Source organism: Aliivibrio sp. S3MY1, from assembly GCF_028765575.1.
In the GTDB taxonomy this organism is placed as follows: Bacteria; Pseudomonadota; Gammaproteobacteria; order Enterobacterales; family Vibrionaceae; genus Aliivibrio.
Window position 1 is genome coordinate 1 of sequence record NZ_JARACO010000040.1, and the last position, 13,622, is coordinate 13,622.

At 34.8% G+C, this 13,622-nt stretch carries 10 protein-coding genes and 1 pseudogene; all 11 read right to left on the bottom strand.

Going from position 1 to position 13,622, the window contains the following annotated elements; all coding sequences use genetic code 11:
- Positions 1 to 136: 136 nt before the first annotated feature.
- The gene (locus tag PVK62_RS16420; RefSeq protein ID WP_274445529.1) at positions 137 to 907 is read right to left on the bottom strand and encodes an RES family NAD+ phosphorylase; all 771 of its coding nucleotides are present in this window, start codon (positions 905 to 907) and stop codon (positions 137 to 139) included.
- 155 nt (positions 908 to 1,062) lie between these two features.
- A complete protein-coding gene (locus tag PVK62_RS16425) occupies positions 1,063 to 2,160 on the bottom strand; it encodes a restriction endonuclease (RefSeq protein ID WP_274445530.1) in 1,098 nt (365 codons plus the stop codon).
- A 123-nt stretch (positions 2,161 to 2,283) separates the two neighbouring features.
- Entirely contained in the window at positions 2,284 to 3,261 is a 978-nt protein-coding gene (locus tag PVK62_RS16430; RefSeq protein ID WP_274445531.1) for a hypothetical protein, read from the bottom strand.
- A gap of 703 nt (positions 3,262 to 3,964) precedes the next feature.
- Entirely contained in the window at positions 3,965 to 5,809 is a 1,845-nt protein-coding gene (locus PVK62_RS16435; protein ID WP_274445532.1) for an ATP-binding protein, read from the bottom strand.
- A gap of 157 nt (positions 5,810 to 5,966) precedes the next feature.
- Entirely contained in the window at positions 5,967 to 6,506 is a 540-nt protein-coding gene (locus PVK62_RS16440; RefSeq protein WP_274449489.1) for a hypothetical protein, read from the bottom strand.
- A gap of 832 nt (positions 6,507 to 7,338) precedes the next feature.
- Positions 7,339 to 7,584: a Rho-binding antiterminator gene (locus PVK62_RS16445; protein WP_274445635.1), complete on the bottom strand. Its 246-nt coding sequence runs from the start codon at positions 7,582 to 7,584 to the stop codon at positions 7,339 to 7,341.
- A 779-nt stretch (positions 7,585 to 8,363) separates the two neighbouring features.
- Positions 8,364 to 8,864 carry a hypothetical protein gene (locus PVK62_RS16450; protein WP_274445652.1) on the bottom strand — a complete coding sequence of 167 codons (501 nt, stop codon included), beginning with the start codon at positions 8,862 to 8,864 and terminating at the stop codon, positions 8,364 to 8,366.
- 743 nt (positions 8,865 to 9,607) lie between these two features.
- Positions 9,608 to 10,093: an SHOCT domain-containing protein gene (locus tag PVK62_RS16455; protein WP_274445547.1), complete on the bottom strand. Its 486-nt coding sequence runs from the start codon at positions 10,091 to 10,093 to the stop codon at positions 9,608 to 9,610.
- Between the two features lie 896 nt (positions 10,094 to 10,989).
- Positions 10,990 to 11,274 (bottom strand): YciI family protein, encoded by a 285-nt coding sequence (locus PVK62_RS16460; protein ID WP_274445548.1) that lies wholly within the window; start codon positions 11,272 to 11,274, stop codon positions 10,990 to 10,992.
- A gap of 220 nt (positions 11,275 to 11,494) precedes the next feature.
- On the bottom strand, positions 11,495 to 12,118 hold the full coding sequence (locus PVK62_RS16465) for a hypothetical protein (RefSeq protein WP_274445550.1): 624 nt from the start codon (positions 12,116 to 12,118) through the stop codon (positions 11,495 to 11,497).
- 708 nt (positions 12,119 to 12,826) lie between these two features.
- A pseudogene (locus tag PVK62_RS16470) lies at positions 12,827 to 13,622 on the bottom strand (hypothetical protein); the annotation flags it as partial.

Genomic DNA, 13,622 nt, shown 5'->3' on the forward strand with positions numbered 1-13,622 from the left:
ATAACGCCTGCATAACACGTTTGCTACCATGCAGATTAAGCCCAAATTTACCACTTAACACGGCAAACTTAAAGAAACCTAGAATGCCGAATGTAGCAAATCGTGTTGATGCATTTGTTATGTGCAATCAATTGACTTATATGAATTCTCGAACGCTTTCAAACTCGAAGTTAATTTTTGAAGCCTGAAAAAGAGAACATGAAATAATATCAGCTGACTCAAGATCAAATAAAGCTATATTATGCCCCCCACCTAAAGAGCTTCTGTAAGCTATACCGTCATATCCTTTTGATTTAATAAACTCTGATATTATTTGTGTTGGAGCATAATCTGATTTCAAATCAGACGTTTTAGTTGGCTTTGAAAACGCGTTATCAATATGAAACCAAACGGATTTTATAATTTCCTCTTCTGACGGTTCAGAGAAATAATAAGAATGTTCGTGGATGCTCTCTTCGCTATCTGTTGCAAAAACTATAACTCGTAAATCCTTTACTAATTTGAACGTACCTACTGACATCACAGAACCAAGCCACGGTCTTACCTCAGACATAGCAGTTTCTTTGTCGGTCGCTACATACAAACACGGAATACCTTTTGGATTAGCTCTACCTTCAGAAGCACTATTTTCTAATGGTTTCATCCGTTTAAATGAATAAGGGCTTTCAAAATCATCAACATGAATTTGTTCTCCAGTATCTGGGTCTTCTTGATAATATGGACGAAGGTCATACCCATTTTGCGCTCTCATTACAAACGAACCTTTTTTCAATGTTTTAGTTCGTCCCTCACAAGTTTCTATTATTGAATTCAAGAAACCCTGAGATTCATCATCTAAGATATAACGCAACTTAGTATGAACTGAATGGCTAAACTCCCAATAACTATTCCAAGATTTAAAACTCAAGATTAACTCCTTATATAAAATTGCACATAACGCCTGCATAACACGTTTGCTACTATACAGACCTAGCTGAATTTTAACGCCTTAATCACTGAAACTAAAGGCAAACTGACAACGCCGAGTGTAGCAAATCGTGTTGATGCATTTGTTATGTGGCTTTATCTCGGTAACTTCATTAAGAAATCATCCACTTTCTCAAATAGAATTTCATTAGGGTCATCTCCAGATATTTTACTATCGATTAAACCAATAATGGCTTCATCATCTAGATTTATTATTAATTTCCCATGTTCTCTCATCGCTCCCTGACACGCTATTACAGCGTTATCTGATGGGCCTTTCCTAGAAATTAAAAAACAAACCTTTCGTTTGGCTTTTTCAAAAAGGTATTTTTCTGTTGAGTAGACTTGAGATTGAGTAATTTGGTCTTTATAATTTTTAAATTCAAATAACACATATCTAGAATCTAAATTTGATGAAATAAACTCCCACACGGTAGATTTATCTACAACTCGGCATATTAAATCATAGCGATGTAGATCATCAGTTGTTCTTTCCTGTTTATGCCAACCTTTCAGATCACCATCAAAAAGATACTGTAGGATTTCACTCATGGTGTCTTCATAAACATAGCACCCTTCTCTACCATACTGAATTAATTTCAACTGTTCTTTAAACTTAGTACCTTCAATTTCATTCTTTGAAAGATCACTATTTTTTAACGAGAAGTTAATCATTTCAGGATGCAATATATTGGATAAATCGCTATCTATTGTTCTTTCAGATAAATCTATTTCGCATAATTTAACCAATCTTCCTAACAACTCTAAGTCAGCACTAGCTAGAGATAATAATCCATCCAAATTAATTATTTGGATATTGTACTCATCTTCAACTCTCTTTTGTATTTCTGGCTTGATGCCTGCTGCAACTATCAACACAGCTTTATCTATGTGCATTACTCGAGCTGAATTGACGAGTCTTTCAGCTGATACTTTTAATCCTGATGTTGGATATACCTTATTTCGTGTATATTTTACTTCAAATACGACTTTGCTTTTAGAATCTGGTTCTTTCGCAATTATGTCAACTCCGGCATTAATCATAGGGTCTTGATTTTCTACATGCCATTTATTTGCACTCAAAATATCTTTACACAAATCTTCCAGCGCGTAACCAAATCTAGCACTGTTTCCACTTTGAATTTTCAATATTAATTCCTTTTGATAAGCCGAATTTTCAGCAGTCGGCCACATAACGCCTGCATAACACGTTTGCTACGATACAGGCCTAACTGAATTTTACTGCCTTAATCACTGAAACTAAAGGCAAACTGACAACGCCGAGTGTAGCAAATCGTGTTGATGCATTTGTTATATTTATAGTGCGTATCGATCTGAAACAATTTTCAAATCATATTTATCAGCCAATTCAACGGGAGTTTCAAGTTCAACAATCTTAATTGCTCGATCTAACTCAGGATAAAGGACTTCTAAATTATTTACATATTTTGTAAATTCATCACTAAGTATTAAGATCGCATTTTCATAAATGAATAGCTCGAAAATAAAAACCTCATACATAAAAAACATATCATAGATTGCACTTGATAAAGATACATTAGTTTTTTCATTATTAATGACGAAATCATGTCTAAATTGATCAATTTTATCGTTATATGATTCAAGAGACCAATAACTATCAGAACCAGCTGAAGCAATTTCACTTGCTAAATGAATGATCGACTTAGCCCTACCATTCACAATCACATCTGAAGCAAAATTAGTCATGAAAATCTCTTTATTTTCATCAAGTAATTTAATTTTGACATTTTTCAACTTTGAACTTGATATATACTCAAATATATTATCACAAACTCCATTGCTTTTATGAAATCTAAACATTTCGTTAGATATATCTCTTACTTTTTCTCTAAAATCAGGGTCATTACTTACATCACCTTTAGACTTAGCAATTTCATTCCAACCTGAAGGTAGTTGATCAAGTAATGCCACATTCTTAAAATGTTCGAATATGTAATGAAAATGCATAAATCCAACAAGTGTTAAGTGATAGTTCTTTTTTAAACTCAATATTGCAGAATTATAATTGCTAATTTCTTTATTATACTTAATAACCATCCCATTTCTAATCTCAATTTTATCCTTGTGGCCAGAAATAATGGTATTAATAATTAATATAACAATTGAAAAGTTCAAAGGAATAATAAGTTTAAACAATTCAAGAAATTGTTTTTCATCGACATCCAAAAAAGTAATGATTGCATTTAATTTCAAAAAACCAATTATTGGCACTATTAACAACGCCAATATTAGTGCTACTTTTACCTTATTCATTAATCACCTCAAAAATATAACGCCGCAATAACACGTGCGAACGCCTTACTTTCCAAACCAATTACACTTCAAACCACGAATGCCGAGTGTAATTAGCATCGTGTTGATTGCTTTGTTATACGAGCCTTGCTTTCGCTCCGATAAACTTGGTAAAGAACTGATTTACCAAGATTTACTGTAAACTGAGTTTAATTAGACTGGCTCAATTAAGCGAGCAAAATATCCAATCAACAGCAATAATTGTGAAACGAAACAATCCTTTTTTCTTACACCATTTGTACGACTTGGTTTCAGAAAGTTTGGTGCTTATAAACCAAATATCCTAACCACAATTGGGATTGAAAATGCTAAGAGGAAAACACTGAGGCAGGTTAAAATGAGGCATAACCAAAGAACAATTGAAGCGTGAATTAGCCGCTGGAACGCCTGAATTTGGGGCAATAATAGTTCAATGCCGAACCTGATGAAATGGAAACCAAAAGGCAACAAAGAAAAAGGAAAACCACCCTACTTTCACACCTAAAAAGCTAATGGTTCAATCGCTGAACTGAACCAAAAAACTGCATTCTCAGAGTTCGTATAACGCCTGCATAACACGTTTACTACTATGCAATTATACTTAAAATTGGCACCTTAAAACGAGAAACACCCGACAACCTGAGATGCCGAGTGTAGTAAATCGTGTTGATGCATTTGTTAACACTTACTGTACGTATTGACTAATCTCACGCAACCATGTTCTAACATCATCCGTAGGGTCCACGTTTGTTAAACGATCTGATGTCATACAACTAATAGCTTCTCTATTGAGTTTTTTCTTAGCTTTGCTTTCTTTTTGACTACGTTTTTTATCATTTACCTCATGCCATTCATTTGTTGATTCAGAAGCATTATGAACCGCGATTGCTACAAGAGTTGGAACATCATCAAAACTAGAATAATTTTCAGTTAGAGAAAGTTCAAAAACTTCATTTATAGCTTCGTAGTGTACATAGTTTTCCATTTCACGCGCGTTAGTAATAAATGAGCGCTGACCGCGAGCATTAACCCTATCAGCAGCACTTTGATATTTAGCACTTCCTGGTGGTTCAACGTCTCGGTCAAGAATATGCACCTCTGGTAAATCTAAACCTTCTAGTCTACTTGTCCATAGTTCTAATGTTGAGCCTCCCATAGGAATGAAGACTAATTTACCAGTTGATTCCGCATCTGCTAAATTTGCAATATCTGTTTCGTTAGGTGCAAGAACAGCTGAAATTCGTTTCAAATATTCGATATCGTTGGGGCCTTCAACACCCACAAATATTTTTACATTATGGTTTGCAAACATTCCCAAACTATCTTTAATTTGCGCAAAAGTAGTGTCATCATTTTGAGCTATAAAACGAGTACCATCATCACTTTTATTAATAAATCGAATACGATTGTGGTCAATACGCCCCGCCAGAACAGGGTTATGAGTGGTAAACAGTACTTGATGCTGAGGATCTAAAGATAGCTCAGTAAGGGCGTCTAATAATAAAAGTTGGTTATTAGGATGCTGTGAATTTTCTGGTTCCTCAATAGCAAAAATTACATCTTGAACATCTCTTATTGAAGCTAATTGTTCAGCTTTCGCTCTAAAGAAGTTTATTAAAAATAAACGTCTAACACCACTACCACGTTTATTTAAAGGAATTTGATCTTCATTTGTTAATGACACAGAGAAAACTTTACTCCAATTAAAAGAAGAAAATTTCGGATCTAGCTGATTTGCTAAATCAGGATCCATTTCTCGGAGTTTTTCAATCGTTTTACTTGTAACACTTTCAACTTGCTCACGAACATAAGTTTCCAATAATGCAAGTTCATCAGCTTTGTCCTTCAATGCTTCTTTTATCGCAAACTTTATCGGGTCTTGAGCTTCTGCATCTTGATCTGAGCTTGGTCTATCAGCTTTAAATAACTGGAATAAAGGCAATATATTTTGAATTTGTTTCCATACATTAGATTTAATATCTAAGTTAACAAGCTGTTTATTTAGTTCCACATCACTTATATTAGCCCAAATAGCATGTCTAATAGCTGATTTAATTGCTTGATTTGTTGATTGTAAATCAATACTCAAATCAGTCGCTCTTTTTCTCAACTGGGTAATCGAAAGGTTTAAAAGGTCATCATAATTTGCAGCTGTTGGATGCAACGCATTCAACGTCACCTCTTCACATTTTAAAGTTGCGCCTTTGTAGATTTTACAAAGTTCAAGATGCCCATCTTGATTTACCAAATACTCATGTACAGGTGAAATCAAGTTATCCGTATCGATTATAATCTCGTCAGGAATATCTTTAAATATACATCTAATCTCAACTGGTTCAGAGTTACTCAATCCCGTTGAGCGATCACCACTGTCAAGTTTATCTGCATTAAAAAAAGCATCTAATGCCTCTAATATCGTCGATTTTCCAATATCATTCCGCGCTATAATTGCAGTCAGATCATCAAAACTAATTGAGATTTCTTCCCGATAGCAACGAAAATTCTTAATCTTTAACTCTTTTAATTTCATATTATTAACCTAGTTTTGCCAACTATATATTGTGAGTGTTAACGCCGCAATAACACGTTTACTACGACATAGACTTAACTGAATTTTACCGCCTTAATCACTGAAACTAAAGGCAAACCTACAATGCCGAATGTAGTAAATCGTGTTGATTGCTTTGTTATACATTCTCTGTCGTGTACAACCAAACTGCTTTGCGCCATTCAATTAAATAAGGCAAGCAATTTGATAATAGTAATTCTTTTTCACCGCATAAATCAGCTAGAAGTTCTGATAATGGGTAATCAGCAAACTCTCGACCATGAAGTATTTCATCTATAGTTTTTTGCGACCTAGGCTTTAATTCAGCTAACCATATATGCCATTCTGGTTCATGTTTCCAATAGTTTGCAGCCGCATGAATTAATTTCGCTACAGGCTTGTCCAATACACTTTTAGACCCTAAATCCCGAGCAACATGAGCCTCTATTTCAATATCTTGAAGCGTACTAAAAAAATAGCGCTGCATAGCACAGAAACCTAATCCAATGAGATATTCACCATGATCACATAGGCCACTTACATCACAAACATCTGAATTTTTAATTTTCTCATTTATATCAGATAGTGAGCTATCAAGAGAATTTAAAACACCTTGTAAGTAATGAAAATCAGTATCAGAAAACTGAATTTCTCCTTCCTTACGAGTTACTATGAACATAAAAATTCCTCTGAATGTATAACGCCTGCATAACACGTTTGCTACTATGCAAACCAAGCTGAATTTTACTGCCTTAATTACTGAAACTAAAGGCAAACTGACAACGCCGAGTGTAGCAAATCGTGTTGATGCATTTGTTACACGATCTTTGTCAACGCTTCGCTTTAATTGGTAAAGAATTGATTTACCAAGATTTACTGTAAACTGAGTTTAATTAGACTGGCTCAATTAAGCGAGCAAAATATCATTTCAACGGCAATAACTGTGAAACGAAACAATCCCTTTTTCTTACGCCATTTGTACGATTTGGTTTCAGCCAGTTTTGAGCTGATAAACCAAATATCCCAACAACAATTGGGATTGAAAATGCTGCGAGCAAAACACTAATGCAAACTAAAATGAGGCATAACCAAAGAACAATTGAAGCGTGAATTGGCTTCTGAAATCCATGAACTTTTGGCAATAATGGTCAATTGCCGAACCTGATGAAATGGAAACCAAAAGGCAACAATGAAAAAGGAAAACCACCCTACTTTCACACCTAAAAAGCTAATGGCTCAATCGCTGAACTGAACCAAAAAACTGCATTCTCAGAGTTCGTATAACGCCTGCATAACACGTTTGCTACCATACAGACCTAACTGAATTTTACCGGCTTAATCACTGAAACTAAAGGCAAACTGACAACGCCGAGTGTAGCAAATCGTGTTGATGCATTTGTTATGTGTGTTCTTATAAGCCAAATTTTTCCATCTCAAAGGGAGCGCTGTAATACTAAAAAGTAGATGACTCAAATAAATAGACTCACAGAAATATTATGAATATCTAGAGATTATTTAAAGATAACCTTAGAAAAATGTGGATTATCAACTAAAACTTCCAGTTTAGAGATACCATCTAATTCAACTAGAATTTCAGTTTCATTAGTATTGAGTTTGATACATTCATTCTTACTTTCATTACGTGATGTATCAAGAGCAACGCCTTTGATAGACTCACCCACTTTCATCGTTAACTTAACTGGATATCGGTATAAGCAGACTATTTCAATATAATCATATTCATTGCAACTTATCATAAGATTTACCTCCGAAAATGGATTACTTACTTTAAGCCTGAATACTGGTTATTGCAATAATCTCAAAAAAACACATAACGCCTGCATAACACGTTTGCTACGATACAGACTTAGCTGAATTTTACTGCCTTAATCACTGAAACTAAAGACAAACTGACAACGCCGAGTGTAGCAAATCGTGTTGATGCATTTGTTACACGATCTTTGTCAACGCTTCTATTAACTTGGTAAAGAATTGATTTACCAAGATTTACTGTAAACTGAGTTTAATTAGACTGGCTCAATTAAGCGAGCAAAATATCATTTCAACGACAATAACTGTGAAACGAAACAATCCCTTTTTCTTGCACCATTTGTACGATTTGTCTTCAACAATTTTTTAGCTTATAAACCAAATATCCTAACCACAATTGGGATTGAAAATACTGCGAGCAAAACACTGATGCTGACTAAAATGAGGCAAAACCCTGAACAATTGAAGCGTGAATTGGTTTCTGAAATCCATGAACTTTTGGCAATAATGGCCAATTGCCGAACCAGATGAAACGAATATTAAAAGGCAACAAAGAAAAAGGAAATCCACCCTACTTTCACGCCTAAAAAACTAATGGCTCAATCGCTGAACTGAGCAAAAAAACTGCAATCTTAGAGTTCGTGTAACGCCTGCATAACACGTTTGCTACCATGCAGATTAAGCTCAAACTTACCACTTAATACAGTAAACTCAAAGAAACCTAGAATGCCGAATGTAGCAAATCGTGTTGATGCATTTGTTATGTTTATTTCTTTATTAGATCGATTTCAGCTATTTTTAACATACTTTTAAGAGCTTTATTTGAATGTTTTTCTATAGATGAATAATATTCAATTTGAGCTGAAAATTCAGATTGACGATCGCCATCTGCGAATTCTACAGCCTCTCCATATTCATTAGTTAACCTTTCAAGATCCTTATATAATACCGTTAATATTTTCGAAAATTCTTGCGAAAAATATAATTTCCCAATTGTTGCATACTTTTGAACAATTCGAGTAGAACGATCTAATTCACTCGTATCATTACTGAAATTATTAAACCTTGAGCCAATTCCTAAAGAATAATGCAAACTGTTATACCAAGCTTCAATATACTCAACTGACTCTATAACCGCAGCATACTTTTCTCTTTTATCATCCCAACGTTTTTCATTTTTATACTTTCGAAAAGCCGCTTTCGTAGCTAAGTAAGCAGATATTGTTGATAACAACACTGGTAAAGCGATTTCTTTTAAAATTTCCATACACCCTAACTACCATAAATAAACATAACGCCTGCATAACACGTTTGCTACGATACAGACCTAGCTGAATTTTACTGCCTTAATCACTGAAACTAAAGGCAAACTGACAACGCCGAATGTAGCAAATCGTGTTGATGCATTTGTTACACGATCTTTGTCAACGCTTCTATTAACTTGGTAAAGAATTGATTTACCAAGATTTGCTGTAAAACGATTTTAATTAGACTGGCTCAATTAAGCGAGCAAAATATCATTTCAACGATAATAACTGTGAAACGAAACAATCCCTTTTTCTTACACCATTTGTACGATTTGGTTTCAGCAAGTTTGGAGCTGATAAACCAAATATCCCAACACCAATTGGGATTGAAAATGCTAAGAGGAAAACACTGATGCAGACTAAAATGAGGCAAGGCCATGAACAATTGAAGCCTGAATTGGTTTCTGAAATCCATGAACTTTTGGCAATAATGGTCAATTGCCGAACCTGATAAAACGAATATTAAAAGGCAACAAAGAAAAAGGAAATCCACCTTACTTTCACGACTAAAAAACTAATGGCTCAATCGCTGAACTGAGCCAAAAAACTGCGATCTTAGAGTTCGTGTAACGCCTGCATAACACGTTTACTACTATGCAATTATACTTAATATTGACGCCTTAAAACGAGAAACACCCGGCAAACTGAGATTGCCGAGTGTAGTAAATCGTGTTGATGCATTTGTTATACAGTTTCTAAAAGCCTATGATTTACTTAATATTTTAGCTTTCATCTGCTTATATTCTGCTTCTGTTAAAACACCACTTTCAAAAAGCTGATGTGCTTTAATTAATTCATTGTAAATATCTGAGTTAGAACCATTAGTTATAGTCGATTCAACTTTTATATTTTTATCAACAACGTAATCAGCTTGTTTTCGCAATGAAGTTCTGACAACCTCTTCATCTGATTTATTTACAACACGGAACTGATATTCAAATGATGCCCACTCACCTGGACCATTACCTAAGGGAGTATAATTTGAAGATACTGGTATTGCGACCTTACCTTTAGATTTAGCAAATTCGTTCGCATCATGAATAACTTCAGCTCTTAACGCGCCAGCATTACCAAAAATACCACCATGATCATCTCGAAATATAACATAAGTATCAGGAGATATTTCTACAACACCCGGATTTGCGCATCCAGCTAAAACTAAGCAAAACACCAAAACTAAACGTTTCATACAAACAACTATTCTTAAATAAAACAAGAGACTACCAAATAAATCAATGCTCAAAAAGAAAAATAATAATTAATTGCAATACTTTATTGATATTGGGTACGATATTTAGCGAAAAACTGTATAACGCCTGCATAACACGTTTGCTACGATACAGACTTAGCTGAATTTTACTGCCTTAATCACTAAAACTAAAGGCAAACTGACAACGCCGAGTGTAGAAAATCGTGTTGATGCATTTGTTACACGATCTTTGTCAACGCTTCGCTTTAATTGGTAAAGAATTGATTTACCAAGATTTACTGTAAACTGAGTTTAATTAGACTGACTCAATTAAGCGAGCAAAATATCACTTCAACGGCAATAACTGTGAAACGAAACAATCCTTTTGTCTTACACCATTTGTACAGCTTGGTTTCAGCTAATTTGGAACTGATAAACCAAATATCCTAGCCACAATTGGGATTGAAAATGCTAAGAGGAAAACACTGATGCAGACTAAAATGAGGCAAGGCCATGAACAATTGAAGCCTGAATTTGTTTCTGAAATCCATGAACTTTTGGCAATAATGATCAATTGCCGAACCTGATAATACGAATATTAAAAGACAACAAAGAAAAAGGAAATTCACCTTACTTTCACGACTAAAAAACTAATGGCTCAATCGCTGAACTGAGCCAAAAAACTGCGATCTTAGAGTTCGTGTAACGCCTGCATAACACGTTTGCTACTATGCAGACTTAGCTGAATTTTAACGCCTTAATCACTGAAACTAAAGGCAAACTGACAACGCCGAGTGTAGCAAATCGTGTTGATGCATTTGTTATGTGTGTACTCATGAATCAAATATTTCACTTCTAATGGACCCAAAAATATTGATTACTGTAGGACTGATTTTTTAACGAAGAAAATCTAATTCTTTTGCCGTTTTTGTAGGAATGAACTCGATTACATCATATTCCGCTAAACCGTGTTTATTAAACGGGTCATCAGCTAAGATTTTATTTAGTATATCCACACTATCTACGGTTGCTAAAATTACACCACCAACTCTTGGGACTTTTCGACCAGAAGCAATAAAGTGTCCTAATTTATATTGATTATCTAGATATTTAATATGTTCATCCAGATACTTTTCAACGTCGCTCATTTCACAAATATACGTCAACGAAACTACAAACATCTCTTTCTCTCCATAAATACATTCCAATTCATGATGCTCGTATAAAGACTTAGAATCAAGCTTATAATAGTAATGCTAAAAAAACACATAACGCCTGCATAACACGTTTGCTACGATACAGGCTTAGTTGAATTTTAACGCCTTAATCACTGAAACCAAAGGCAAACTGACAACGCCGAGTGTAGCAAATCGTGTTGATGCATTTGTTATGTGATGCTTGCTAAAACAATATATTTTGCATATTAATGATGCCAGCAACCTCTTTATAAAAAGGTTCCTCATTTTTATCGCATAAATCAATAAATGTTTTATATATAGACGTTTTTGTAAAAAGAAGAGTTACATCACTTACCGAAAATTCAAAATCACCTTTAACACGCCACTCTCTTTCATGAGTCCAATCAATTATTTTATTAGGGTTAGATAAATCAAAATTTACGATACGCCACCATTCGCTCTTTGGTAGATATTTTTTAGCATCCGCGGTCTTATCATAAATAACAGGACGTCCGCCAGCTTCATATACACTTTGTTTTGGCAGCATAAAGCCACAAGGATTATATCTTACTTTGTTTGAATGCCCGCTAGATCTGAGTTTTTGTTCGAACCATGTATTTTGACAAACTGAACTCAGGGGCGCATCTTGAAAACATACTGCTGTATTTTGACCTACAATAAAACCTTGAGCAGTTGAACTTCCAATTAATTTACGCTCACTTAACACTTTAAACATAAGCTCAGCTACGGCGGAATTAGTATTAGCTCTTGTTAGATGAACCAAGCCAGTAGATAAATCAGAACGCTCAGAATATCTATTTTTCCAATCATTTATTTTATACGACACTTGAATTCCTTAATCACATAACGCCGCAATAACACGTGCGAAAGACCGACTTACAAAACCAATTACACTCCAAACCGCGAATGCCGAATGTAAATAGCATCGTGTTGATTGCTTTGTTATACGAGCCTTGCTTTCGCTCCAATTAACTTGGTAAAGAACTGATTTACCAAGATTTACTGTAAATTGAGTTTAATTAGACTGGCTCAATTAAGCGAGCAAAATATCCAATCAACGACAATAACTGTGAAACGAAACAATCCTTTTTTCTTACGCCATTTGTACGAATTGGTTTCAACAAGTTTGGAACTGATAAACCAAATATCCTAACCACAATTGGGATTGAAAATGCTAAGAGGAAAACACTGATGCAGGTTAAAATGAGGCATAACCAAAGAACAATTGAAGCGTGAATTTGTTTCTGAAACGCCTGAATTTAGGGCAATAATAGTTCAATGCCGAACCTGATGAAATGGAAACCAAAAGGCAACAATGAAAAAGGAAAACCACCCTACTTTCACACCTAAAAAGCTAATGGCTCAATCGCTGAACTGAACCAAAAAACTGCATTTTCAGAGTTCGTATAACGCCTGCATAACACGTTTGCTACTATGCAAACCAAGCTGAATTTTAACGCCTTAATCACTGAAACTAAAGGCAAACTGACAACGCCGAGTGTAGCAAATCGTGTTGATGCATTTGTTATGTGCCTCACCCGTAACTAAACTCAATTTTTGCCGTTTCGATATTAAAAGACTTTTCTAGTATTTTTGACAATAATTGAAGCGAGCGGCCAAATTCCAGCTCCTGTTCCATGGATAAAGTCATACGCAAAATACAATGATGAAGCAATGTATCTCTTGGAATACTAACCTTTTTAAGTTCGTTAACTGGATTAGGTTCCCTTACCCAGCATTCAAATTCTGGCTTATCGAACATTCGATGTAGATAAAAACCATATTTGCTATCTAAACACATTAATTCAAATTCCCAGTAATCAATTAATTTGCGCTCAGTAGCCGCTACGAATAACTCAGCAGTTTCAAATGCACGCCTTACATCAATGCTATCAGGAACTATAAAATCATGTTCAATTTTATTTCTTAGGGTTCGAATTTCTGATACCAAGCCACAAGGTGCTATGCCAAAACCTACAATTACTTTTAATTTTGCAGGCAATTTTATCGAGTCTTCATCACCAAAGAACTCGCTGAACTCATTTAAATTTTTAGGATAATTTTTGGGATCATATCCCAGAGCTCTGAAGATTCTGTCGATTTGACAATCAATTGCTCTTTTAGAATTTCCAAGCGAGTTAATTAACCCTCGCTTGCTACCTTCTCTAAAATCACGCTTAGCAAACGATATATATTCACTAGGATTAACCTCAAATGACCAATCAAGTCTCGACCCTGCATCTGGAGTAATTGATACATTATCAAAAAGAATTGGAACTTGCTTAAGCTTACTTAAATACTCTAATTCTGACATAAATTTCCTTTGCACA

What these genes read in the sequence shown, in the direction of transcription:
- PVK62_RS16435 (WP_274445532.1), bottom strand. Translation starts at nt 5,809, where the DNA reads ATGAAATTAAAAGAGTTAAAGATTAAGAATTTTCGTTGCTATCGGGAA.
- PVK62_RS16460 (WP_274445548.1), bottom strand. Translation starts at nt 11,274, where the DNA reads ATGTTTGTAGTTTCGTTGACGTATATTTGTGAAATGAGCGACGTTGAA.
- PVK62_RS16455 (WP_274445547.1), bottom strand. Translation starts at nt 10,093, where the DNA reads ATGAAACGTTTAGTTTTGGTGTTTTGCTTAGTTTTAGCTGGATGCGCA.
- PVK62_RS16440 (WP_274449489.1), bottom strand. Translation starts at nt 6,506, where the DNA reads ATGTTCATAGTAACTCGTAAGGAAGGAGAAATTCAGTTTTCTGATACT.
- PVK62_RS16450 (WP_274445652.1), bottom strand. Translation starts at nt 8,864, where the DNA reads ATGGAAATTTTAAAAGAAATCGCTTTACCAGTGTTGTTATCAACAATA.
- PVK62_RS16430 (WP_274445531.1), bottom strand. Translation starts at nt 3,261, where the DNA reads ATGAATAAGGTAAAAGTAGCACTAATATTGGCGTTGTTAATAGTGCCA.
- PVK62_RS16425 (WP_274445530.1), bottom strand. Translation starts at nt 2,160, where the DNA reads ATGTGGCCGACTGCTGAAAATTCGGCTTATCAAAAGGAATTAATATTG.
- PVK62_RS16445 (WP_274445635.1), bottom strand. Translation starts at nt 7,584, where the DNA reads ATGATAAGTTGCAATGAATATGATTATATTGAAATAGTCTGCTTATAC.